The 25678-nt window shown below is 53.6% G+C and carries 19 protein-coding genes and 1 tRNA gene; 15 read left to right on the forward strand and 5 right to left on the reverse strand.

The annotated features are described in order from the left end of the window. From HNQ64_RS02930 to HNQ64_RS24240, 3 genes are all read left to right on the forward strand, one after another. The gene (locus tag HNQ64_RS02930; RefSeq protein ID WP_184205201.1) at positions 1-1704 is read left to right on the forward strand and encodes an efflux RND transporter periplasmic adaptor subunit; all 1704 of its coding nucleotides are present in this window, start codon (positions 1-3) and stop codon (positions 1702-1704) included. Then, positions 1701-5075: an efflux RND transporter permease subunit gene (locus HNQ64_RS02935; RefSeq protein ID WP_184205203.1), complete on the forward strand. Its 3375-nt coding sequence runs from the start codon at positions 1701-1703 to the stop codon at positions 5073-5075. The genes HNQ64_RS02930 and HNQ64_RS02935 overlap by 4 nt, the downstream gene beginning before the upstream one ends. A gap of 831 nt (positions 5076-5906) precedes the next feature. Next, complete coding sequence (locus tag HNQ64_RS24240) at positions 5907-6095, forward strand: DUF72 domain-containing protein (protein ID WP_184206126.1); 189 nt, start codon at positions 5907-5909, stop codon at positions 6093-6095. Positions 6096-6123: 28 nt separating this feature from the next. Here the strand turns inward: HNQ64_RS24240 and HNQ64_RS02945 are convergent, their stop codons facing one another. After that, the gene (locus HNQ64_RS02945; protein WP_184205205.1) at positions 6124-7416 is read right to left on the reverse strand and encodes a hypothetical protein; all 1293 of its coding nucleotides are present in this window, start codon (positions 7414-7416) and stop codon (positions 6124-6126) included. A 1364-nt stretch (positions 7417-8780) separates the two neighbouring features. Here HNQ64_RS02945 and HNQ64_RS02950 point away from each other — a divergent pair. After that, entirely contained in the window at positions 8781-9716 is a 936-nt protein-coding gene (locus tag HNQ64_RS02950) for a leucine-rich repeat domain-containing protein (protein ID WP_184205207.1), read from the forward strand. A 127-nt stretch (positions 9717-9843) separates the two neighbouring features. Here HNQ64_RS02950 and HNQ64_RS02955 read toward each other — a convergent pair whose 3' ends face one another. After that, on the reverse strand, positions 9844-11163 hold the full coding sequence (locus HNQ64_RS02955) for a DUF4339 domain-containing protein (RefSeq protein ID WP_184205209.1): 1320 nt from the start codon (positions 11161-11163) through the stop codon (positions 9844-9846). 79 nt (positions 11164-11242) lie between these two features. Between HNQ64_RS02955 and HNQ64_RS02960 the strand changes: the two genes are divergently transcribed. Further along, positions 11243-11464 carry a helix-turn-helix domain-containing protein gene (locus tag HNQ64_RS02960; protein ID WP_184205211.1) on the forward strand — a complete coding sequence of 74 codons (222 nt, stop codon included), beginning with the start codon at positions 11243-11245 and terminating at the stop codon, positions 11462-11464. 306 nt (positions 11465-11770) lie between these two features. Here HNQ64_RS02960 and HNQ64_RS02965 read toward each other — a convergent pair. Beyond that, positions 11771-11842, reverse strand: a tRNA-Thr gene (locus HNQ64_RS02965). Positions 11843-11984: 142 nt separating this feature from the next. Between HNQ64_RS02965 and HNQ64_RS02970 the strand changes: the two genes are divergently transcribed. The 6 genes from HNQ64_RS02970 (at position 11985) to HNQ64_RS02995 (ending at position 16491) form a co-directional block, all read left to right on the forward strand. Beyond that, positions 11985-12191 (forward strand): hypothetical protein, encoded by a 207-nt coding sequence (locus tag HNQ64_RS02970; RefSeq protein WP_184205213.1) that lies wholly within the window; start codon positions 11985-11987, stop codon positions 12189-12191. A gap of 112 nt (positions 12192-12303) precedes the next feature. Next, entirely contained in the window at positions 12304-12489 is a 186-nt protein-coding gene (locus HNQ64_RS24430; protein WP_184206128.1) for a type II toxin-antitoxin system RelE/ParE family toxin, read from the forward strand. Between the two features lie 86 nt (positions 12490-12575). Then, complete coding sequence (locus HNQ64_RS02980; RefSeq protein ID WP_184205215.1) at positions 12576-13784, forward strand: glycosyltransferase; 1209 nt, start codon at positions 12576-12578, stop codon at positions 13782-13784. An 8-nt stretch (positions 13785-13792) separates the two neighbouring features. Next, a complete protein-coding gene (locus tag HNQ64_RS02985) occupies positions 13793-14617 on the forward strand; it encodes a class I SAM-dependent methyltransferase (RefSeq protein ID WP_184205217.1) in 825 nt (274 codons plus the stop codon). 3 nt (positions 14618-14620) lie between these two features. Continuing rightward, positions 14621-15748, forward strand: coding sequence for a glycosyltransferase (locus HNQ64_RS02990; protein WP_184205219.1), 1128 nt, complete (start codon positions 14621-14623; stop codon positions 15746-15748). A 104-nt stretch (positions 15749-15852) separates the two neighbouring features. Next, complete coding sequence (locus tag HNQ64_RS02995; protein ID WP_184205221.1) at positions 15853-16491, forward strand: DedA family protein; 639 nt, start codon at positions 15853-15855, stop codon at positions 16489-16491. A gap of 584 nt (positions 16492-17075) precedes the next feature. Here HNQ64_RS02995 and HNQ64_RS03000 read toward each other — a convergent pair. Continuing rightward, positions 17076-17378 carry a hypothetical protein gene (locus HNQ64_RS03000; RefSeq protein ID WP_184205223.1) on the reverse strand — a complete coding sequence of 101 codons (303 nt, stop codon included), beginning with the start codon at positions 17376-17378 and terminating at the stop codon, positions 17076-17078. Between the two features lie 114 nt (positions 17379-17492). Here HNQ64_RS03000 and rnr point away from each other — a divergent pair, with 114 nt between their 5' ends. From rnr to leuC, 3 genes are all read left to right on the forward strand, one after another. Next, positions 17493-20132, forward strand: coding sequence for a ribonuclease R (gene rnr / locus HNQ64_RS03005; RefSeq protein ID WP_184205225.1), 2640 nt, complete (start codon positions 17493-17495; stop codon positions 20130-20132). Positions 20133-20208: 76 nt separating this feature from the next. Further along, positions 20209-20751 (forward strand): transcription termination/antitermination protein NusG, encoded by a 543-nt coding sequence (gene nusG, locus HNQ64_RS03010; RefSeq protein ID WP_184205227.1) that lies wholly within the window; start codon positions 20209-20211, stop codon positions 20749-20751. A 166-nt stretch (positions 20752-20917) separates the two neighbouring features. Further along, entirely contained in the window at positions 20918-22333 is a 1416-nt protein-coding gene (gene leuC / locus HNQ64_RS03015; RefSeq protein ID WP_184205229.1) for a 3-isopropylmalate dehydratase large subunit, read from the forward strand. A gap of 768 nt (positions 22334-23101) precedes the next feature. Here the strand turns inward: leuC and HNQ64_RS03020 are convergent. Next, a complete protein-coding gene (locus HNQ64_RS03020) occupies positions 23102-23326 on the reverse strand; it encodes an addiction module protein (protein ID WP_184205231.1) in 225 nt (74 codons plus the stop codon). Between the two features lie 215 nt (positions 23327-23541). On the opposite strand from HNQ64_RS03020, the gene HNQ64_RS03025 reads away from it, so the two are divergent. After that, a complete protein-coding gene (locus HNQ64_RS03025; protein WP_246430919.1) occupies positions 23542-25677 on the forward strand; it encodes an alpha/beta hydrolase family protein in 2136 nt (711 codons plus the stop codon). The last annotated feature ends 1 nt before the right edge of the window (position 25678 follow it).

Consider the following 25678-nt stretch of genomic DNA (forward strand, 5'->3'; position numbering starts at 1 on the left):
ATGAAGAACCTCATCACACTTTTGTTCATCATCGCTGCACTCGCCGGAGGCTGGTTCCTCCGTGACAAATTTGGAGGCACTCCCATAACTGCCGCGCCGTCGTCCAGTGAGCGAAAGGTGCTCTTTTACCAGAGTGCCATGCATCCGTGGATCAAGAGCGACAAGCCAGGGCGCTGCACGATCTGTGGCATGGAGTTGACGCCCGTCTATGAAGGTGAAAAGGGTTTCGACGCCTCTGGTGGCGATGTCGTGCCGCTCACACAAAATCAAATCCAAGTCCTCCATGTGCAAACAGTGGAGGCCAAAAAGCAGCTGCTCACCAAATCACTGCCAGTCTCCGGTATCATCAATGACGATCAGCGTCGCCACCGCATCCTGAGCGCGTATGTGGACGGGCGCATCGACCGCCTGTTTGCCAATCATCATGGCGTCGAAGTCGTCGCGGGCGAGCCGCTGGCACTGCTTTACAGCCCCACGCTTTTGCAAGCAGAACGTGAATATCGGCAACTCACTGGTGAGCTGAAAAAGAACACCGCGCTACGGCTGCGTCAATTAGGCCTCACTGAAAAACAAATCGTGGCTCTCGACTCCAAACCTGCGGATGCACTGAACTCAGAAATCCTCGCGCCACTTACTGGCACCGTGGTCGAGCATGAGGTCTTTGAAGGCCAGTATGTGACCATGGGACAGAAGCTTTTTGCCATCGCTGATTTCAGTGTCATGTGGTTTTTGTTCAATGCCTATGAGCAAGACATGCCATGGATCAAGGTCGGACAAAAGGTGCAGATCACCACACCATCAGTGCCGGGCAAAGTCTTCACAGGTGAAATCACCTTCATTGATCCGAACTTTGATGAAACCACACGCTCCACCCAGGTGCGTGTCGAACTGCCGAATCCGATAGTCGAAGGTCGCCGCGAATTGCTTCACCGACTTTATGCCGAGGGAACGGTGAAGGTGGACTTACCGGAAGTGCTCACGGTGCCAAAGTCCACCGTCATCCAGACTGGACCAGAAGCCGTGGTCTATGTTGATCAAGGTGGAGGTGCCTACGCACGAAGTGTGGTGAAGATCGGACGACGTGGTGACACCTTGCTGGAGGTGCTCTCTGGCATCAAGGCTGGCGATAAGATCGTAACGAACGGCAACCTTCTGATTGACGGCCAGGCGGAGATGAACCGTTCTTTTGCATCACCAATGGAACCCATGGCACCCGCCACGTCTATCGCCGAGCTGACAGCGCCACAGAGCAAAGCTATCAGCAGTTTTATCAAAGTCGCTGATGCCATGGCTGCCACGCTTTCCAATGATGATCTTGCCGCTTTCAACAAAGCCAGCGAAGCCGCGATGGTGCAGACAGGCGATCTCATCACCGCCTTGAGCACGAATCCCGAATGGAAACCCAAACTCGATGCACTCGACAAAGCGCGACACTTTCACGGCTTTGCGGACATCAAGCAGGCGCGTATCGCCTTCCACACCTTCACGGTCGCCACCACCGCCCTGCTGGAACCGCTACGCATGGCGAAAGGCGCTCCTGAGTTCAAAGTCTGGGAATGCTTCATGGTGGATCAAATCGTGCCAAAGGTGCCCGCCAAAGGCCGCTGGATACAGCTCAGCACCCGCGCCGGGCACAGTCCTTTCTTCGGCAGTGACATGCTGGAGTGCGTGAAGGAAATCAAACCTGGGGAAGTGTTGCCATGATTGAGACCATCATTCATTGGAGCCTGAAAAACCGTTTCTTAGTCGCTTGTGCTGCACTGCTGCTTATCGCGCTGGGCGTGCGAGCCATTTACCTCACACCTGTCGATGCAATTCCCGACCTCACGGAGAACCAAGTGCTCGTCTATGGCGAGTGGATGGGCCGCAGCCCGCAGGAGGTGGAGGATCAGGTGACGTTCCCGCTTTCGACTGGCCTGCAAGGTCTGGCAGGCGTCAAAGAGGTGCGTGCGACTTCGATGTTCGGCTTCTCACTCATCACCATCATCTTCGAGGACAAGGTGGACACCTACTTTGCACGAGCGCGAGTGTTGGAGCGGTTGAACTACTTGCAAGGCTCCATGCCTGAAGGTGTGAAGCCGCAGCTTGGCCCTGATGCCTCCGGCCTCGGCTGGGTGTATCAATACTACTTCGATGTCGATGCCTCCAAAGCAAAGGACGGCGGCTATGATCTCGCGGAGCTTCGTTCGCTGCAAGATTGGTATGTGCGCTACCAACTCGCCAGCGTGCAAGGTGTGGCAGAAGTGGCGAGCATCGGAGGTTTTGTGAAGCAGTATCAGGTCGAGCTAAACTCCACCCAGATGCGCATGTCGAACGTCACACTCATGGATGTGATGACGGCGGTGCAGAATGCGAACCTCAATGTCGGTGGCAAGGTAGTGGAGGAAAATGGGGCCGAGTTCGTACTGCGTGGCATCGGCCTCGTCACAAGTGTCGAAGACCTGGAACTCGTCACCGTGAAGGCAATGGGGGGCACACCCATTTACTTGAAGGACATCGCCACCGTGCAGATCGGTGGCGACTTTAGACGCGGTGCGCTTGATTTAAATGGCCATGAAGCCGTGGGTGGCACCGTGGTCATGCGCACTGGCGAAAACGCCAAAGCCGTCATCGAGCGCATCAAGGAAAAGATCGCACAGATCGCGCCCAGCCTGCCACCTGGTGTCACCATCAAGCCCTTCTATGACCGCAGTGAGTTGATCGACAACACCATTGGCACGCTTAAGCACGCGCTGCTGGAGGAGTTCATTCTCGTCACGTTCGCACACATCATTTTTCTCTGGCACTTCCGCAGCATCCTCATTGTAACACTGCCATTGCCGATCTCGATCTTGATCTCCTTCCTGCTGATGAAGGAGTTTGGCATTACCAGCAATATCATGTCGCTCACCGGCATCGCCATCGCCATCGGCGTGCTGGTGGATGCCGCTATCGTCGTCACAGAGAATGTCATCCGACACTGTGAAGAAGCTGAGCACAAAAAAGGCGGGCGGCTAAACTCTAAAGAGACCTGGGATGTCACGCTCGTTGCCTGCACACAGGTCGGCAGGCCCATCTTCTTCGCCATGGCGATCATCATCCTCGCTTTTGTGCCGGTGTTTGCGCTCAGCGGTCAAGAAGGCAAACTGTTCCATCCGTTGGCCTTCACGAAGACCTTTGCCATGATCGGCTCCACTCTGCTTGCGGTGACACTGGTGCCCGTGTTGTGCTCGTTACTTGTACGCGGGCCGTTTCATTCAGAGGAAAGCAACATCGTGATGAAGTTCCTGCTCCGTTTGTATGAGCCAACTCTCAACTGGGCACTCAATCATCGGAAAACGGTCATCACGGCAGCCATGTGTATCCTCATGGTAGCTTTGCTCACCGCTTTTGGCCTGCCACGCGCCACGGTGAAGGGCATCCGCGATGCTGGCTATCCGCGTCTCAGTGAGATTGTCACTGGTTTTGGCAAAGAATTCATGCCTCCGCTCAATGAAGGCAGTCTGCTCTACATGCCTGTGATGATGCCAAAAACCGGCCTCAAAGAGATCCAGCGCGTCATGTCCTGGCAGGACGCTGTCATCGCCGCGACTCCCGAAGTCGAGTCTGTCGCGGGCAAGCTGGGCCGCTTTGAAACCGCAACCGATCCCGCGCCCACGGAGATGCTGGAAACGACGATCATGCTCAAACCTGAGTACATCCGCGATGGTCGCTGGAGCGTAAAACGCAACCCTGCATGGCGTGAAGGCATGACAGTGGAAAAACTCAAAGCCGAACTAACTGAAAAGATGAAGCAAGTGCCTGGCTATGTGCCAGCCTTCCTGCAACCCATCGAGAACCGCATCCTCATGCTCTACACTGGCATTCGAGCGCAGGTCGGCGTGAAGATCTATGGTGACGACCTCGATAAGATTCAGCGCAAAGCCTTCGAGATCGAAAAACTTATCAACAGCATCGAAGGAGCTGCCGGAGTATCGCCCTCACGCGTGCAGGGAAAGCCCTACCTCAATATCCAGGTGGATCGCCAATCTATGGCCCGCTATGGCCTCAGTGCCAAGGATGTGCTTGATGCCGTGGAGATTGCCATCGGTGGCAAGAACGTCAGCACCACCATCGAAGGTCGGCAGCGCTTCCCCATCCAGATCCGCGTGCAACGCGGCGAGCGTGACGACATCGAGAAACTCAGCAGCATCCTTGTTGCTGAACGTCAGGGCATGAGTGCATCCGGTGCCGATCCGTTGGGAAGTGGCGGAGGCATGACCGGTGGCACGGGTGCAGCACCAGCCGCAGGTATGGCATTGAGCTCGGGAAACACTCCCGTCACTTATATCCCGCTTGGCATGGTGGCGAAGATCACCCGTGAAGTTGGTGCCAATGAGATTGCCAGTGAGAACGGACGACTTCGTTCCTACGTTCAGGCGAACGTGCAAGACCGAGACCTAGGCGGTTTCGTTCAGGAGGTCGAGCAGAAACTCAAGGCCATCAATTGGGAAGGCATGACCTACAAAATGACCGGCGAGTATGAAAATCAGCGCCGTTTCGTTCAGACGATGCAGGTTGTCTTTCCCATCGTACTGCTCATCATCTTCGTGCTGCTCTATATCGTGTATCACAGCGCACTGGAGGCCGCTCACGTCATGCTCGCCGTGCCCTTCGCTTTGAGTGGTGGCGTGCTGCTGCAAAAACTGCTCGGTTACAACTTCAATGGAGCCGTCTGGGTCGGTTACATCGCCCTCTTTGGCACCGCTGTTCAAACCGGCGTCGTCATGGTGGTGTATCTGGAGGAGACCGTGAAAGCCCGCATGGCGCAACTTGGAGCCGCTTTCGCCTATAGTGACCTTGTACAGGCCGTGAAGGACGGCGCACGCTTGCGCCTGCGCCCAAAAGTGATGACCGTTGCCACCATTGTCGCCTCCCTGCTGCCGATCATGTGGAGCCACCGTCAAGGATCTGAAGTCATGCAACCCCTCGCCACGCCCGTCATCGGCGGCATGATCTCCAGCTTGATCCACATTCTTATTGTCACTCCAGTCATCTTTCTCTGGCTACGAGGGCGGGGGTACCATGATAAAAACGACGCGATGAAAACCTTTTAAAATGGCTATAATTGGCTAAGAGGAGTCACTTGGACTTCGTCCAGATGTCCTGGGGCAGAAGCTTTGAAAACAGCCTAAATTTCGTGACACACTCAGTGCAACATGGCCATCTGCTGCTTCTCAGTGACGTGCGCCCTAAAACGTGGACAGATTCGCCTGTTCATCACTACCGAACTTGCAGCAACTATGCACATCGCGAGCGACACCAATCTTTATTGTCAATATGTAACAAGCACTAAGCGGCGGATTTGCTGATTAAATCAGCCACGTCTTCTGAGCGATAGCGGATAAGCCTTGGGCCAAAGTATATAGGGGTCAAAAGACCACGCCCCTGCAACCGCTTGACGGTCATATTTGATACACACATGATACGGCAGACGTCTTTTCTAGATAATAAAGGTGCCTCTATGTCATTTTGAATTTTTTTGTTTGGTTTAACTGAAATCATACTAACTAAGTAAGATAACCCCACAGACATTGCCATTCAAGAGTTAATTTCCAGTTAATAAGAAAGCATCTTTGTGCCGACATTTCAGTAGACCACTAATGGAACCATCGGATCTTGTACGTACTATGGAAAAATATGGAATGAATGTTGGCCAAAATTTTTTTGAGCGTCTGACTTTATAAAACCAGATGAAGGTGATCTCAGATTCTCTAAGGCATGTTTCAAGATTAGTTTCTGAGGAATAAGATGCAGATACCGAACAGGTCAAAAGCCATGAAGAAACATCGGTTTTATCATATCGCGTGGCGGTGCGGCGCATCCCATGCTCGACAGCCTCAAACGAGGCAGGACGTGCCGGATGAGCAGATCAAGCCACGGACCAAATTTATGTCCGGCTCCACGGCACCATCCGATGGTACCCACATGACGATACCGATGCGGAATTCCAGACATGGGTGAGTCGCAGCCGCCTCAGCGGTGCCAAGCGGACATGGGCCTCCTTCAACAATGATCGCGACGGCTACTCGTTGAAAAACACCGGAGAGTTTCGGCGATTACTGGAGACCGAATAAAACTGTCCCTGTCCATGCGCCAATCTCACTAGGCTGCTATTTGTTTTAATGACATCGACGTGTCATAATCTTTGTTTACACAAGTAGTCCGTGCATGGATTTTAGCACCTTCACCAATGACATCGCCTGCAAGAGTCTCGACTTTCAGTAAGAGAGGATAGCCAATAATTATTTTAGCTGCATCTTGGATGGCGTTATTGAAGTACACAAGATCCTCTTTTGAGATCAATAGACCGTCATGCATAGACACGTGAAAACGGCTTTCATTCTTAAAAGTAAATCTAAAGATTTTGGTTTCGATTTTCCCTAGTTTCCTGGCCACCGTCACCCCGCTTTTATGAATCTTTTGCAGGGCTGCGTGAAGAGATGGAAAATCTCTCTGAATCACTGTACGAATCTGTTGGACCTTTTCATTGTGTTTTAAGTCCTTACTGGACATAGCTTCCATAAATGGGGTTTTCCATTCATTTTTCTCAATCTTATCAACTCCGACAAGATCTGTGTAAAAATTACCCGACATGCATATTCTTAACCAGCGATACCTTTCTTTCCAATCTTCAATTTCACTAGCCAAAAGAATTGGGTTCATGGCTGAAGCGTCAATAATGAGTAGAGGTTTGCCACCGACATGACGAATATATTTTCTCAACGCCTTTTTCATGCATATGACATCGTGATATATTCTACCTGTCTTCTCTTCGTCCATCGCATCTGGATCGCCATCTGAGATCAGATACTTCTTGGTAAAAAAAGAGCGAACATAAGAATTTGATTCAAGATAGTCAAAGTCCGGGTCACTAAATACTTCGTCGGCAATAATGAGCTGGTCCAAATTATTTTTGATTATAAGAAATTTATCTTTTACCTTACTGCTTGGTTTGTGAGAACCATACTTGTGTGTCAGAGCTGGATTTGGGATCTGAAGGTATATTATTATAAATTCTCTATTCTTTATTTGATTCCAAATTTCGTCATTGACTGTGTACTTTTTACTGAAAGATGCCTTCTTGCGCTGTGAATAAGATTCAATGTTTACTTTACTGCGAAATATATTAATTAGTCCTAGGGCCTCTGCCTCAAGAATTGTTTTTCTGTAATTCTTTCCCAATACCGCCGTGAGGTCTCTCTTGGCGCTGAGCGAAGTAAACCGATAATCCACAAACTGATTTGCAGTTTTATTCTGAAATTTGTTTCTTCGGTTAGAAAGTTGCTTGCGAAGCTTATGGATAAGGAGTGCGAGCAGCCTGTCGATATTCGAGATCCTAGAATAAGCGCCTCGAGTTAGGACAAATTGAGATTTTACGTATTTGGGTTGTTTCATTAAACTTGAATTTTGGGTCTCCTCCCATTGGTGAGTAGGGAAAGTTGTCCAGATCTCCTGATTTGTATCTATTGAGGTGGACTGTATTAATTAGAATGTATATATAATATATTAGGTTGTGTGAGGGTCGGCGAAAATCATCAATGGATTAAAGCAATATGTTACACCCTCGGCGGCGTTGATTGATTGCTCACACCATATTCTGGCAAATTTGGCCTGGCAGAACGGAAGAGCGAGGGACGTCTATGCCTAGAATACCAAATGGCTCAGTCCAAGGCCCTTGTAGCCATCGGCTTAGAAGGGACCTCGCTAGAGGTTTTCACATGCCTCGCCTTGTTAAAAAGCCAGATTCTGACCAGACCCTGCTTTGCGTTAATACTGACATTGAGGTGATTATTCAATCAAATCACTGTCGCGACATGCCTCTAAGTTCACAGCCTCGAGGTCAATATTTGAACTCCCTTTTCAAAAGACATCTTGTCCAAGTTCTTTACCAGACCACTCGCGGTAACAAATAACCCTGATGAAGGATGGTAAAATGTCCCCTTTCGTCCTGACACGAATCCATCAGGTCCACTCAGAAACATGTGCTCGTCAGGATTCAGTTTTGCGATAGCCCCTTTAAGTCTATCGATATTTCGATTTCGGATGTTTAGAATTTTGGTGTTTTTATTCACAGGAATAATTTATACTAAAATAGTATGGTATGCAAGCCATTTATCAAAAAATTGAATGTCACGTAGAATGACAAACTATTTCAAATGAGAATGTTTATGCTGATAAACTTATTCAGCAATTCTTTGAAGCGTCTGGGTTAAGCGGTGGGCGAAATTTTCATTCTGAATAAATTATTGGCGTCCATTTTCCAACCAACTGTGATTGACAATCGCATTTCGATGCATTATACTAGAAGCCTCTGGGGCGAAAAAAAACCAAAAATGAATGACCCCTATATTCTCAATTTGAGAACTATAGAATAGTTTTCAAATTGTACATGTAATTAATATCCATAACATTGCAAATATTATGGATATTAAGAGAAGATTACAGAATGTATCCGCCAGCGTCTCTCCTCCCATATTATTTGGCTCAAAAGCACTCAATTTCGTTACAAAATGTACCCCCAAAATCCTCAAATTAGAGGGGTTCCTTCAACTTTTTCGATTTGGATTTAGTTACTAAGCTTGGCGTGCATTTGTCGATGTTAAAATCTCTATGCTGTAGGACATTTCCAGTCTCCTTTTACACATTTGATATCCCAGACATTTCCACGGTCCATAATTGTCAATGTTCAACCGTTTTTCAAAGATTCTGACCGCTGCCCATTTTCTGACTTCCAATTTTCTGCTGCCTTATTCTGGACGATGGTTGGTCATGGAAGTCGAGACATCGGGTTCTTATTAGACATTCCCGACGATGCTCAGCTCAGCGGCAATACTCTGATTCTGAATAAACCTGAAGATGTCCCTTCTCAGGTACAGGCATTTGGCATTCTCTGCCCACTGCCATCGAAAGTCAGGGAACGGGATTCCGTATGGACATTTGAATTTCTAAAATATGGCGGCTGGGATACGTTAGTGGTCAATTCTATTCCCGTCGCGGTCCTCGGTTCCGACGTTTGTCCGCCCGGCCCTCTACCGCCCGGTGACGAGCCTATAGCAGTGTCCTGGTGCGCCTACAGAGGCCTGGAAGGGCTCGTGCCCACATCTCGTATTAAACGGCTTCAGATCCAGGCTCTGAAGCCATTGACAGCCATGGTGTTGAAAGCTGTTTCACATTTGTCAGACCTCAAGTATTTAGAATTAGTGGCAAAGTCTGCGCAGGAACTTTCTGCGTGGCTGTTTCCCCAATCTTTGACTGGTCTCTCTGTCAATCTGCCAGAGGATGTAGAGGATCTGAATTCATTTCGCTTTCTGAGCAATCTTACAGTTCTTCACTTAGTGCAGTGCAAATCATTGCGAAATGTCGAAGTCTTGGGCAAACTTCTAAAAATTGAGAACCTTAAACTTCAGGGGGCAACAACTCTCACTGACATTACTGAGATCGGTGATATGAAATCACTCCGGGTACTTGATCTTTCTGGAGCCATGGTTCTAAGAGATCTCAGTCCGCTCGCTCGCCTTCAACGCTTGCACAGCGTGAACCTGATGCATTGTGACATGGTCACAGATATCTCGCCTCTAGCGGCCCATGAAGGGCTAAAGCGGCTCGATTTAAGCGGCTGTGGCAAGCTCAGGTATCTTGGTCCCTTAAATTCGTTGATTGACACGGAAGTTACGCTTCCGACTGGTGGGGTTTGAAATCATCGGTGACAACCTCACGTGCAATGTGTCAGTCCTTATTTGACATTTCCTCAGACTGAAGGGACAACCGAATCCAGATAATCTGTGTGATTGACATGCAGACTGTCGCAATCTTTAGATGCCCCTACTTTATTGATTCAATGACAAACATTTTCGTTTCGTCAATACTGACGGAATAACTGTGGGAATACCCAAAGTATTTTGTCTCAAAATTTGTCTGGCGAGTAAACCCGTCGCTGACCTCAACAAGCTCACCTTCCAAATCAGGCAGATCATACTTGGAATGCATAAAACTGGCAAATTCCTTATTGGACATAAATCCTGTTCCAAAGAAAACCTGTGCCGCCATAGGACTGATCAAGACTTTGTTAATGATCCCATCCTTGTCAGCATAGATGATGGGAGCCTTTAAAGTTTTTAGTTCGATAGTGCCTCCAATGAATCCGTCTTCGCCAGCTAGTGCTCCAAACAAAAGAGCCGCTGATTTGTCTTTTGAAGACTGCACTGCATTCTGAAAACCATGAAGAACACCCATCTTCTGAAGCGCCTTTAAACCTTGTGCCGTGGTGCATATGATGGCAGAATTGTCGGGGGCTCTCCTCATCTCCATTTCTTCACCCTGTAATTCAGATCTATATTTCTTATTGAAGACATCGCGGATTTCGAAAATGTGGTCACCAAGTTGAATATCAAGAATCTTTGGCCCTTTGATATTAGGGTTCACGGGTTCTTGTGTTTTCACTTCCATGGATACCTCCTCAGGATTGTCTATATTTTCCATTCTTGCTTCTCCAAGATCATGCCTGACAAGCATCCCTGTACCAAACTCTTCAATTATTGCCGAGAAATACACCACTTTATCTTTATGGAATGAACTGACATCTTCTGACAGGAATGTGACGTTTGCATGGTTCCAGGTGTCCAGTATGACAGTGATTGTACGGTTTGATTTCACATCCGTCACATTCCCTTTAAAAAAGTACCTCTTGCCTAGATGCTCACGTTCATACTGTTCCTTTTGAAGAGTGGTCCCTTCAGATGCATTAGCAATAATGGCATTCCCGTCTTTCGCCTGCCTCTTGGCTTCGTTTGCTTTTTGTTCTTCTGTCAAAGAGGCTTCAACTTTTGAGGAGTCAGAATCTCCAAACATAGCTACCAGGATCACCAGTCCAAAGATGGCTGCTAACACCAGTCCGAAAAGATGCTTACAGCCGAACTTTTCCTCTGCTTGGCTTACAGGGACTGGCGGTGGTACAGGAGGACTACTGATTCCACTGGGAAGGAGAGAAGGAAATATTGATGAAATAGGCAGCCATTCAGCAAGGCCTTCCCGCCACACCAGGTCATTTACATGAAAACGACCAGAATTAACACCTGTGGTGATTTCATTTTCAGTCAATGGTCCAACCTGCTGACCATCTTTGTGGATGTGGTAATGCATCATAATTTTCAGTCCTTCTCAGAATGAGTAATGCCCATTTTAATGGGCGTGCTAGTGTCGTCAACGCGGGATTTGTGACGAGGTGGAAAACCCATCTCAAATTGATCCCCGCGAACGCGCCATTGTCATGGCATTGAAGGCCGAACGAGAACGACAAGGAATTTCAGCGGCCCAACTCGCAAAGAAAATCAAAATCAGCCGGAACACCATTCCCAACCTGGAGAGAAATGAAGCCCGACCGACCCTCTGGGTGCTTTTGAAAATCGCGGATGGTCTGAAGGTCAATCTGAAGGATTTATTTTGAGTGGTGAAAAATATCTAAACACAGAGGCCAGTCCATGACACCGCCTCACTATGAGCGGTCGAAGACTTCGTGAACGTCAGATCTGGCAGATTGACGCGGAACTCTGTGTCTGTGGTTATATCAATTCGCCTGCTTCAGCTGTCAAAATGACGAATTCCAGGCATGTTGTGAACATCACCTACATGGTGGATTCGCCCAGGCTAACCTGAGAGTCAGGATCACATGCCCTGTTAAAATGCACAGAGTCTGCACAGTTAGAAATTATTTATGCAGCCAAATTCAACGTAACTCGTTGAATTTCAAGGGAGCCGGGAGCGAGATTCGAACTCGCGACCTGATGATTACAAATCAACTGCTCTACCACTGAGCTATCCCGGCGTTCGCCTGTTTGGCGGGCAAGTAGATTAATCGCACTCAGGCGCTCGGCAACCAGATTTCGATACGAACATGTATTTGTGTTCCTCCGAGCCAAAAGAGTCTCGGTTTTACAAATCAATCCACGTCAAAGACTATTCACTCGATGAGCGTCAAAGAACAAACTCTATCGTGGCTGTCGGATCTGCCTGAAAGCTCAGAGGCCTGGGCCAATTTGCATGAGGAGGCCCGATTTCTGCATGCTGTCGTCGAAGCGGAAGCCGATATCCGTGAAAGACGCACTTTGGGTTTGGAAGAATTGATCCCTCAGATGGAAGCCAAATGGGCACGCCGACTTTCCAAATCCGCCTAACAGAGTCTGCCCTTCGTGATCTCAACGAGATAGACGACTATTGGACGCTGCACAGTGAACCAGAGAGGGGGAGGGGACAATATGTGCGTGATCTTGCCCATGTAACTCACCAATACCTGACGATTCCAAGCAAAGCGTTGGCTGGGAAAAACTCAAATCCGCTCTTCTACCTGGAACACGCGAAATCAAAGTCTTCAAAGCCAGTTATCGCATTATTTATCGAGTGGAGGCGGATCAGAGCCTCGTTTACGTGCTACGGTTTTGGCACAGTCATCGAGCCGAGCCTGACTCGTTTTGAATGCGCTAAAAAATCCAGCTTTTCACCTGTGCCCAGAAAGGTTCTCTACGTGACAGAAGCACCTCCCTGTTTTATCTGCGGGGCGCATGCGCATTCTCTGGGTAAAAACGGGGCCACTTCATCCGCTCGATACGGGGGGAAAACGCCGCACGCATGCGATGCTGACGGAGATTAGTCGCCTGCATGAGGTGACGTATCTGGCCCTGCTGCCAGAGGGGACGCAGGTTTCTTCGGAAGAGGAGGCGGATGCTTATGCCCAGCGAAAAATCTGGATCACGTCCAAGCAGGTGCCGAAGAGTTCGCCCCGCTTTTGGGTGGATCTGGCGCGCAGTACGGTTCTGACCAGCCGCCCCTATGCGGTGCAGCGCTACGAAGAGCCGAAGCTGCGGGCACGACTGCAAGAGATGGCAGCGGGGAAAGAATTTGATCTGGTGATCTGTGATTTCCTAGCTCCAGCGCTGAACTTTCTGGGCGTGGACTTTGCCTGCCCGACGGTGCTGTTTCAGCACAACATCGAATCTCAAATCTGGAAACGGCTGGCGGAGGCGGAGGCCTCACCCATCAAACGCCGCTACCTGCACCTGCAATACCGGCGTATGCACCGATGGGAGGACAAGCTCTCTCGGCTCTTTGACGGCGTCATCACCGTCTCCCCTGATGACAGCCGCTTGGCCCGCGATCTCTATGGCCTGACGAATGTGCTGGGCGATGTGCCGACGGGCGTGGATGTGACGTTTTTTAAACCAGGAGCGGCTCCTCTGTCACCCTTCACATTAGGCTTCTTGGGTTCCATGGATTGGATGCCGAACATTGATGCCTGCCAGTTTTTCCTGGATGACATCCTCCCCCTCGTGCATGCCCAGCGGCCCGACTGCCACCTAAAGATCATCGGCCGGAATCCACCCGCGAGCCTGCGTGACCGAGCCAGCGACCGCATCCACATCACCGGTACAGTGGACGACGTGCGGCCGCATGTGCAGAGCTGCCACGCCATCATCGTCCCGCTGCGCGCGGGCGGCGGCACCCGCATCAAGATCTACGAAGCCATGGCCATGGGAGTGCCAGTGATCTCCACCCGCATCGGGGCGGAAGGCCTGCCGGTCGTGCATGACAGCGACATCCTGCTGGCCGATGAAGCGGGCGATTTTGCCCGTGAGATCCTGCGACTCGCTGCCGAGCCTGTGCTGGCAGATAAAGTGGCAAAACAGGCTCGCATGAACGTGGAAGACCACTATTCATGGACGGCTGCCACGGGCATCTTCCTGGACCTGTGCGCTGCCTGCACGCAACGATAATACCTTATATGGCCTCTGAATCATCCCGCACCCTGGACCGCCTGCGTCATCATTATGAGGTGGAGCGCGAGCTGGCCGCACGCCTGAGGAAGTCCACCAAGGAAGAACGTACGACCCTTTTCGCCACCCTGTATGGCGAGCTCTTCGACCGCGTGCCGGATCATCCACGCCTGACCCGCCGGGATACGCCGGAGGATAGCAAACGCAAGGTTGCCTCCCAGATGCGGCTCCTGGCCCCCTTCTTGAAGCCGGATAGCGTGCTGCTGGAATTTGCCCCTGGCGACTGCCGCCTAGCTGCCGCCGCTGCTGCCAAGGTGAAAAAAGTCATCGGGGTGGACATCTCAGACCAGCGCTCTGCCACGGAAGAGTCCCCGCCTAACCTTGAGTTGGTCGTCTATGACGGTTACTCATTGGATGTCGCGCCGCAGTCGGTGGATATCTGCTTCAGCTACCAGTTTCTGGAGCATTTGCATCCGGATGACATCGCTCCCCATTTCCAGATCGCCCGCCGGGTGCTGAAACCGGGCGGTGTTTACGTCTATGACACCCCGCACCGCTACACGGGGCCGCATGACATTTCAGCCTTTTTCACGGACAAGCTGGAGTGCTTTCACTTTCAGGAATGGACCCACCGGGAGATGCGCAAGCTGCTGAAGAAGCATGGCTTTTCCACCACCTGGGTCTTCCGTTTTGGCAAACCCCAGCGCAGCGCTTTGATCAATGCCCTGGTGGACACCACAGAGCTACTGCTGAGTCCCCTGCCCCATAAGCTACGGCGCAAGCTCTGCCAGCGTCTTTTTCCCTCCGTGGGTCTGGTGGCCGTGGCTGACTGAAGCATGAGCACCTCCCCCACCGTCCGCGTCCTGCACGTCCTCGACTCCCTGGCCCCAGGCGGGCTGGAGAACGGCGTGGTCAATGTGGCTCAAAGGCTGAATGGCCAAGGTTTTGACATTCATTCGGCCTGTCTGCGCTTTCGCGGCGACTTCGCCGAACGCATGCCCGAGCCTGACAAGGTGGTGGTGATGGGTAAGACGGGCGGCTTTTCTCTCAAGGCCGTGCTCGCCCTGCGAAAACACATTTTAAAGACGCAGGCAGAGGTCATCCATTCACACAATTTAGGCACGCTCATCTATGCGGCGCTGGCCACTCTGGGCGGCCTCACGCACCCCATCGTGCATGGGGAGCATGGGCAGGTACAAAAGCAGGACCTCACCCCGAAACGGCTGGCCCAACGGCGCTGGTTTTTTAAGCTGTGCCACAGCGTGCATGTGGTGAGCAGCAGTGTGCGGGATAATCTGCAAGAGCTGGGCCTGGACCCCCAAAAGAAGATCGTGGTGACGCCGAATGGCGTGGACAGCGAGCGCTTTTCGCCAGCCCGAGATCGGGCCCTGGCCAAACAAGATCTGGGCCTCCCCGGCAATGCCATCGTGGTGGGCATCGTGGGCCGCCTCGTGGCGCTGAAGCGGCATGAGATGCTCTTTGCCGCCTTTGAAAAGCTGGCCGTTCAATGGCCCAGCCTGCGCCTGCTGGTGGTGGGCGATGGTGGAGCGGACCGTGAACGCCTCATCGAAGCCATGAAGGGGCATCGTTACGCGGATCGCATCCTCTGGGCCGGGCATCAGAACGACCTGCCTAAGTACTACCGCGCCATGGATCTGCTGGCCGCTCCGTCCGAGATCGAAGGTCTATCCAATGCGGTGCTGGAGGCCATGGCCTGCGCCGTGCCTGTGCTGGCGCATTCCGCCTGTGGCAATGCCGAAGTCATCGAAGATGGCCTAACCGGATTTTTGTCAGACATCCAGAATGCAGACATGCTTGCGGACTGCATCGAGGCCCCGCTAAAGGACCCTGCACTCCTCGCGCGCTGTGGTAGCGGTGCCCGAGAGACGGTGCTGAAGCGCTACTCCATGGAAGCCATGGCCGAGTGCTACCGCAGGCTTTATCGTGACGCCGCAGGACGGTGATGAGGGATGAAAGCCCCCGTGGGAATGGGAACGGTCTAAAGGCAGCCCTTATCTGACTGACATTTCGTTTGCCCCGTCGCGCTGAGGCTGGAAAGTACACGTTCATGATTGGCGACTTCCTTGATCTCATCCTGCACGTGGACAAGCACCTGCTCACGTTTGCCCAGAACTATGGCACGCTCATTTACGTGCTGCTCTTCGCCATTGTTTTTTGTGAGACCGGGCTGGTGGTCACGCCGTTTTTGCCGGGGGATTCCCTGCTCTTTGCCGTGGGGGCACTGTCCGTCCAGGGCTTTGTGCGGCTAGAGCTCATCATCCCGCTGCTGATCGCGGCGGCCATCATCGGAGACAACCTGAACTACTGGATCGGCCGCAAGGCCGGGACCTGGATGGTGACGCAGAAGTGGTTCAAACGAGACTACCTCTCCAAGACCGAGGCCTTCTTTGTCAAGCATGGCGGCAAGGCCATCATCCTCGCGCGTTTTGTCCCCATCGTGCGCACCTTTGCCCCCTTCACCGCAGGCTTCGGCCAGATGCAATACTCCCGATTCCTCAGCTACAGCCTAGGCGGTGGTTTCATCTGGGTGCTCAGCTTCACCCTGGCCGGCTACTTCCTCGGCAGCATCCCCTTCATCAAGAATAACCTGAAGCTCGTCTTTGTGCTGATCATCTTCGTCTCTGTCCTGCCCATCGTGATTGAAGTGATCAAACACAAGCTGGCGGCGAAGAAAAAGGAGGAGTGATCGAACGACGGCGAACGCCGACAAGCCTCTTGAACAACGGAGTGAAATGAGTCTGCCATGAAGAACCGTAAGGTTTTGATTGTCTCTTTGATATGGTGCCTTTCGACTCTTCTTTGGGTTGCTCACCCGTTCCTCATGATAGGGTTTTTTGAGGTGACTCAACACCTCGACTGGTATCCGCCAGAGGCTGATTCTATTGGGATCCCCATCGCTGGAGGCTTCTTGATTGCGGTCTTGGGCTACCCCTTTTTCTTTGTGCTTTGCTGCGCAGCGTCCGTAGCAGCCCAACCCCCGCTCAGGCTTCTCAGTTGGGACAGAAGCCGCCCGTGGCAGTCGTCGCTTATTAGTGCTCTGTTCGGGATCCTGGCATTATACAGTCTCGAATCGGCTTTCTACAGCTACAAGCTACTCCAGGAAATCAGAGCATCGGAGCTCAAAGACAGGCAAGATGTGGCTGTTTACCGGATTGTGTTTTCGCTCGGGTGGGTCTTGCTCTGGCTAACGCTGAGAAGCTGTTTTATGTCCCGCAGTCAAAAGACTGATGGGGGGAACGCCCCACTTGATGAATCGGCGTCAGCGTAAACTCACTCACGCTCCACGCGCACTGCTTCCACCTCGATCACCTTCACGTCGTGAGGGGGATTTTCACGATGTGCTTGATCATTCAGCGGAGATGAGCGATAACTGGTGCTAGTGAGTTTGCGGCGAACGGCATAATAAAGTGCTGCGCAGGCAGACACACCCAGGCCTACCGCCGCAATGGCAAGGCCTACAAAGACAAATAATGCAATGAGCCCAATGGCGACAATCGCCATGAAGATCAGCGGCAAAACGGCCGGAAGACCGCGTTTGCCCTGAAACTGAAAGTGAATGCCTTTTGGGTTCATGCAGTGATACAAACGTAAGATACCTCAATTAACAAACGCAGAGTTTTCCAGCCTGGACGCTTGTCACCTACAAACAAAGGTGACGCCCGGCGGAGTTTCTGTGTAACCTCCTTTATGGAATCGAAAATTCTGAAACTGCTCGGGCAGGCCGATTACGCGCCTTCGAACGTCCCTGAGCTGATTGACCTCCTGCGCCTGAACCCAGGTCAGCAACAAGAGCTGCAAGCTGTGCTGGTGGACCTCGTCAAACAAGGCCTCATCATCCGCACCAAAGGCAATCGCTACATCGAATCGCGCAATGCCGACCTCGTGCCGGGCATCATCCAGATCACCCGTGGCGGGCGTGGGTTTGTCCAGCCGGATGAATCCGGCATCGGCGAAATCAGCATTGCTGAAAGCGCCACCTCCACCGCCCTGCATGGGGACCGCGTGCTGGTGCGGCGCGACGTCAAGCCTACCGGCCTGCGCAAAGGCGTAACGGATAATAATTCCGGGACGGTGGTTCGTATCCTGGAGCGCAAGCGCACCCAGTTTGTGGGCACCCTGCAGCGCAGCAAACAGTTCCTCTACGTCATCCCAGACGATCCCCGCATCCCACACAACATCTACGTGCCCGAGCCGCGCGATGTGGGCCGCCAAGCGAACATGGGTGATAAGGTGGTGGTGGAAATCACCGCCTGGGAAAACCGCCAGACACCACCCGAAGGCGAAGTGATCGAAGTCCTGGGCGCGCCCGATGCCGAAGGCGTGGACATGCTGTCCGTGCTCCGCCACTACGCCCTGCCGCTGCACTTCCCCAAAGAGGTGCTGGCCGAGGCCAACAGCATCGCCAAATCCCGCCCGGATAACCAACCGAGTGTGGAGGAAAGTGCTCAGCGCGTGGATTGCCGGGGCCATAATGTCATCACCATTGACCCGGACGATGCGCGTGACTTTGACGATGCCATCTGCATCCAGTCTGCCGCCGGCGGCAAGTGGAAGGTGTGGGTGCACATTGCCGATGTGTCACACTACGTCCGCCCCGGCAGCCCGCTGGATGTGGAGGCGAAAAAGCGCGGCAACTCGACCTACCTCGTGGACCGCGTGATTCCCATGCTGCCTGAGGCGCTGAGCAACGAGCTGTGCTCGCTGAAACCAGACGTGGATCGGCTAACCAAATGCGTGGAATTTCTCTTGTCCAAAACCGGCGAGGTCATCTCCACGAAGTTCTACGCTGCCGTCATCCGGTCCAAGCGTCGCTTCACCTACAAGGAAGCCTTCGCTGTCATCCAGCGCCAACCTGTGGGCGAGATCGAATCCATGCTGCATGATGCGCATGACATGGCGCAGCTCATCCGCAAGGCTCGCTTTGACAATGGTTCCCTGGATCTGGACTTCCCAGAGAACAAGATCCGCCTGGATGGACAAGGCCGCGTCTTGCGCATCGAACGCATCGAAAACGATGTCTCTCACCAACTCATCGAGGAATACATGCTGCTGGCGAATGAAGCCGTGGCCGCCGACCTCATGAAGCGGAATCGCCCCGCTGTTTACCGCATCCATGAAGCGCCGAAGGACAAGAAACTGCAAGACTACCGTGAGGATGTGCTGAGCCACCGCATCCCCTGCGGTGATCTTTCCCACCGCCCAGAAGTACAAAAGCTGCTGGCCAAGCTGGGCACCCTGCCCATCGGCCAGGCCCTGAAGATCGGCTTCCTGCGCTCCCTCATGCGTGCCCGTTACGCCGTGGAGCCTCTGGGCCACTACGGCCTCGCCAAGACGAAGTACACGCACTTCACCTCGCCCATCCGCCGTTACGCGGATCTAGTCGTCCACCGTGTGTTGTTTGACAAAGTCGAGGCACCCATCCCGGCGCTAAAACAGATCGCCGAACACATCACCGAGACGGAGAAAAACTCGGCCGATGCCGAACGCGACAGCAAAGAGGTGAAGCTTTACGCTTACCTCGAGTCGCAGCTCGCCTCAGGCAATCCCACAGCCTACTCGGCCCTGGTCACAGACACTCGAAACTTTGGTTTCTTTGTGGATGTGCCAGACCTGGGCCTCAGCGGCGTGGTGCCGCTATCCTCCATCCAGGATGATTTCTACATGCTGGAACCCACGCGCAATCACCTCATCGGCCGCCACACCCATCGGGTGATCAAGCTTGGCGACCGCGTGACGGTGCAGATTTACAAGTTGGATCGTTTTAAAAAGCAGGTGGACTTTGAACTCACCCGCGAGAGACCCCAAGCACAGGAATCTCGTTTTGAACCTCTTCGTGGCAAACCACCAGTTAGGCCTTCGGGCAAGTCGCGTGGTGAATTTCAGAAGCCTAATCGGCGCAGGGAGGAGGCCCCCCCAAATCGCACTCAAGAGTCCCGGCCACAGGAGTTTCAGCGTCAGGATCCAGCCCCTCAAAGAGGGGGGAAATTCCGCTCTGAAGGATCGAAGAAATCGAGCGCCCGAAGCCTAGGTGAGCGCACAGATCGTCCAGCAGGACCACGCCAGGAGGAAGTCACTGCAAACCAACCCATGTCCAAAAAGGGAGGTAAACGCAGCAGTGCATCTGCCGAAAAAGTCCAGCCGTGGAGCCCCCCATCACCCAAGTCACCCGAAACGGCAGCGGAATCTCGCCCACAACGTCATGGCAAATCTGCCAGTAAAAAAGCAGCACCTCCCGCCCCTGATACTCCCGAATCGGAGAAAAAGTGGTACCAAAAATTTGGCTTTGGAAAAGGCAAGGCGAAGGCCCCCGCGAAAAAGAAAAAGTGATCTAGCCCACCACCTGCTGGCAATGCTTCTGGTTTAAAGTTGCTGCAACGGGGTAGCCGTTGCAGTCTGAGACCTCATGCCATCTGACCAGCCTGCGTGGTACGTCATTCACTCTAAACCTAAATGCGAGCATCTGGCTGCCGCCATGATGCAGGGGCTGCCTGGGGTAGAGAGCTACTGCCCGCGCATCCGCTTTCAGCGGAGCACGCGGCGGGGAAAGGTGTGGTTTGTGGAGGCTTTGTTCCCCAGCTACTTCTTTGCGCGTTTTGTTCCTGCCGATTCGCTTCGAGCAGTGCGGCATTCGCAGAATGTCATCCGCATTGTGGATTTTGGAGATCAGATGGTTTCGGTCTCAGATCGCGTCATACAATTGATCCGTGAGGAGATGGATGGCCAGGACATCAAGGAGGTCCCCTCTGGCATGAAGGTGGGGGACACTGTGGAGCTCACCGAGGGCCCGATGCGGGGCTTGAAAGGCATCGTCAACAGCATCCACAATGGGCAGGATCGTGTCAAAATCCTCCTCGAATTCCTCGGTCGCGAAAGCCTGGTGGAGGTGAATGCCTCTAAATTGCTGACGGAGCAGACCGCACGTCAGGCTCTGGCAGGGGGATCCTAGAGGTGACATTTGGCTCCCATTCGCGCCTTTGACAGGCCGAAAACCCGAGACATCCGCCGGAAAATGACATTTTTTCGCGGTGAATTGCACTCGCGCGAATTCGTGCTAGTCTGGCCTCCCCCGGTTTGCCTCCACCCGGCAGACGGGAACGTATCCTTCACACACCATGGGCAAAACACTCTTCGAAAAAGTCTGGGAATCTCACGTCGTCGGAACTCTTGCGAACGGCCAGACGCAGCTTCTCATTGATACCCACCTGGTGCATGAAGTGACCAGCCCGCAGGCCTTCGGTATGCTGCGCGACCTCAACCTGAAGGTAGCCTACCCGCACCGCACCTTCGCGACGGTGGACCACATCGTCCCGACCGATAGCCAGGTCTCGCCTTTCTCCGATCCTCTCGCTGAGGCGATGATCCAGGAGCTGAACAAGAATGCGCAGGAATTTGGCATCACCTACTTCAGCCTAGCCAGCGGCAAGCAGGGCATCGTCCACGTCGTCGGGCCAGAGCAGGGCATCACCCAGCCAGGCACCACCATCGCCTGTGGCGACTCCCACACCGCCACTCACGGCGCCTTTGGCGCCATCGCCTTCGGCATCGGCACCACGCAGGTGCGTGACATCCTGGCCACTCAGACCATGGCCATGGGCAAGATGAAGGTCCGCCGCATCAATGTGGAGGGCAAACTTCGCCCCGGAGTTTACTCCAAGGACGTCGCCCTGCACATCATCCGCCTCCTGGGCGCGAATGGCGGCATCGGCTACGCCTACGAATACGGCGGCAATATCTTTGACGAGTTCACGATGGAAGAGCGCATGACCGTCTGCAACATGGCCATCGAAGGCGGTGCCCGCTGTGGTTACGTGAATCCGGATGAAACCACCTTTGAATACCTCAAAGGCCGCCCTTACTCCCCGACAGGCGCTGAATGGGACAGCACTGTGGCCAAGTGGCGCGAAGTGGCTTCCGACAAGGACGCCAAGTATGACGACGTCGTCAACATCCGTGCTGAAGACGTGCCGCCGACAGTCACCTGGGGTACCAGCCCGGATCAGGCCATCGCCGTTACTGAAAACGTGCCGACCCCTGAAAGCGCCACGACTGAACCCGGCCGCATCTCCATCCAGGACGCCCTGGACTACATGAAACTGCCTGCGGGCGAGCCGATCAAAGGCACGAAGATTGACGTCGCCTTCATCGGTTCCTGCACCAACGGCCGTCTGAGCGACTTCCGCGAAGTGGCCAAGTTCATCAAGGGCAAAAAGGTCGCCGCAGGCGTCAAAGCCATCGCTGTTCCTGGCTCCCAGATCGTGGATGTCATGGCCCGTCAGGAAGGCCTCGACAAAGTCTTCTCCGACGCCGGTTTCGAATGGCGCAATGCAGGCTGCTCCATGTGCCTGGCCATGAACCCCGACAAGCTCGTGGGTGACCAGCTTTGCGCTTCCTCCAGCAACCGCAACTTCAAAGGCCGCCAGGGCAGCACCACGGGTCGCACCGTGCTCATGTCCCCCGTCATGGTCGCCGCCGCCGCCCTGACAGGCAGCATCGCCGACGCCCGTGAGGTGTTCTCCATCGCTGGTTGATCACCCCGCTTTAAAAAGCTCTTCACCAAACGGGTCTTCGGTCACTCCGAAGACCCGTTTTTTTATGAAGCGTGCCTCCAGGAATGAATCCATAACGGGCTTACAGTATTCTAGAGTATTTTAAAAAATGATGTAGCTAGTCTGTGCTCATCCCGAGCTTCCAAAAGCGCATTCCCTCTACCACAAGAATTGGGGGTGAGAAGCCGCGAAGTGAAAGGCCAAGGTGAAGGCGCGCAGCACGTAGAAAGTTCGTTCGCAGAGGGGTGCTCTTTTCCCAAAAACGACACTTCTAAAATTCGATCCCCGAGAGCTCTCGACTGCCCCTCACCCCTGGCCCTCTCCCCAGTTCCTGGGGCGAGGGAGGCGTCTTTTCGCGTTCTAAGGCTAAAGACCATTCGGCGCTCGTTTGCTCTATGATTAGCACCCGTTAGGTCTTCAATTTTGAGCTGCCAAAAGCGCGTTCCCTCTCCCCCAAGAATTGGGGGAGAGGCCAAGGTGAGGGGGGAGGGCGCAGCACGCAGAACCTCGTTCGCGAAAGGGGACCTTTTCCAAAAAAAATGACGCGACTCGTCTTCGATCCTCAATCACACTCCCATTCGGGGATTCAATTTTAGGGTGGGTGACTCCTTTATCTAAAATGCTATAACTTTTAGAAGGTAGGCGATGGCGCGTTTCTACTTGCTCTCCCTTGATGATTTAGCGTCGCCCCAAACCAAACGCAGGGTGCCTCTTCTCATGCTTCACCGCGGTCACCCAGAGATTCAATCTTCATTTTCGAAGACGCCTCATCAAATCGCTGTGTGAGATTGGGGCGACTTTCCCGGATTCAATTTCTGCATCTCGCACGAGCGCTAACAAGATGGCCTCTTCGTCTTCCCGATCCGCTGCCAGCGCATACGGATCTTCAATGCTCTCCCATAAAGAGGCCGCAAGCTGTATCCGCTCCTCCAGAGGAAGCTTTAAGGCTTCCGGTGCGATGCGGTCGATCATCATAGAATAAATCTAAACTAGATTTCCGATCAGGAAAAGTCGGTTTTTGGAGGCTGCCACCCGAACTCAACGCACTGAAATATTCCGCGTGCGAAATCATGCCTGAAGTCGTGTTCATCGCACAATGCGGGTGATGGCACACACGGGGCGTCGTTCCTCCACGGCTCCAAAGACTGCGGGAAAGAAACTGCCAGGGAGAAAGGTACACTCCTGCAAACATGTCTGCGCCATTTTCCGCTCCCTCCATCACTCCTCGCCGCCAGTTTCTTCAAAGTACCGGACTGACCCTGCTCAGCCTGCCGACGCTCGCCAAGGCCCAGCAAGGTGGCAGCAAACCCAAGTCACCTGCCTCGGCCAACGCAGTCACATCGGCCCCGGTTTCTTCCCCTGCCCTGGAGCCGCTGAACCGTTTCCCGCGCATGCAGCAGGACTGGTTGGTGGATGTGGTGCGTGGGATCGAAGCCCAAGGGAATGCCCAGCGTGCCGCCCTGAAAACTCAGGCCGATGCTGAGGCCTATGTGAAATCTGTGCAGAAGCGCATCCGTCAGAGTTTTGGCCCGCTGCCCGAGAAGACGCCGCTGAATGCGAAGGTCACAGGCGTGGTGGAGCGCGAGGCATATCGGATCGAAAACATCGTCTTTGAAAGCCGTCCGGGTTACTTCGTCACGGGCAATATGTATGTGCCGAAAGGTCGCACGGGCAAGATGCCTGCGACCGTGGGCCTGTGCGGGCATTCCCTGAATGGCAAGGCCGCCGAGGCTTACCAGAGCTTTGCCCAGGGCCTCGCGCGACTTGGGCACATCTGTTTCATCATTGACCCCGTAGGTCAGGGAGAACGCTTTCAATACCTGGACAATGCAGGCCTGAAGTCGCGTCTGGGTGGTGGTGTGTCAGAGCACATCCAGATGGGCAATTCCCAGACGCTTGTCGGCGAGTTCCTCGGCAGCTGGTTTGCCTGGGATGGCATCCGCGCACTGGACTACCTGCTCACGCGGGATGAGGTGGACCCGCAGCATCTCGGTGTCACGGGCAACTCGGGCGGCGGCACACAGACCACTTGGCTCTGCGGGCTGGAGCCCCGGTTTACCATGGGTGCGCCCTCCTGCTTTGTGACAACCTTCCGTCGCAACGTGGAAAACGAACTGCCCGCCGATACGGAGCAGTGCCCGCCGCAGGTGCTGGCACTGGGGTTGGATCACCTGGATTTCATCGCTGCCATGGCTCCGAAGCCCGTCATCATCATGGCACAGGAAAAGGATTTCTTTGATGCTCGCGGTTCTGCCGAGGCCTATGAGCAGCTTAAAAAGTTATACACCTTGTTAGGTAGACCGGAGAACATCCAGCTCCACACCGGGCCAGACCCGCATGGTTACTCGCAGTCCAATCGCGAGGCGATGTACCGTTTCTTCAACAAGGTCACGGGTCTGCCCGAAGTAGCCGCAGAGCCCACGCTGACCCTAGAGAAAGACGAAACGCTGCTGTGCGCGCCCAAAGGGCAGGTGGCGGAGCTGAAGTCCCGCACGCTCATGTCCTTCACCCAGGAGAAGGTCGCAAACCTAGCCCAGCAGCGCAAGGCCCTGAAGGGGGAAGCTTTAAAAGCCGCCGTGCGTGAGGTGCTGCGGCTGCCCCCACTGCCCACCACGGCCCCGGATTACGGCATCCTTCGTGGAGCAGGTTCACGCAAATACCCGGCTAAAGCCTACTGCACCTACACGGTAGAAACGGAGCCTGGCATCCATGCCCTCCTCACTCGCCTCCAGGAAGAGGAGCTGACCTCCCGCATTCCCGGTGCGGCCAAGCGGGCCATCCTTTACCTCTCCCACCATTCCGCCGATGCTGAGATGCGCAGCGATGCCTGGGTGCAGGGACTCATCCAGGCCGAGCCCGAAGCGGCTTTCTACGGTTGCGATGTTCGTGGCATCGGGGAATCCCAGCCGAATACCTGCGGAGTGAATCAATTTTTGAAACCTTACGGCAGCCACTATTTCTATGCCGCGCATGGATTGATGTTGAACCGTCCTTTGTTAGGCCAGCGAGTGTTTGACGTTCTGCGGGTCATCCAAGCCCTGCGTGCGGCGGGACATCAGGAGATCCACCTCGCTGGGCGCGGGTGGGGTGCTTTGGTCGCTGGCTTGACTGCGCTATTTGCAAACGAGGTCAAGCAGGTGACCCTCAAAAATGCGCTCGCCTCTTTCCAAGTGATCGCAGAGGATGCGGAATACCAGTGGCCCTATGCCGTGATGCTGCCAGGCGTACTGGCGCATTTTGATCTGCCAGACTGTTATGCAGAACTGGCTAACCAAAAGTTGCAAAACCTGGAACCCTGGGGTGCTGGCGATGGAATGAAGTTGTGAT

Origin of the sequence: Prosthecobacter dejongeii (assembly GCF_014203045.1) — a bacterium.
Taxonomy (GTDB): domain Bacteria; phylum Verrucomicrobiota; class Verrucomicrobiia; order Verrucomicrobiales; family Verrucomicrobiaceae; genus Prosthecobacter; species Prosthecobacter dejongeii.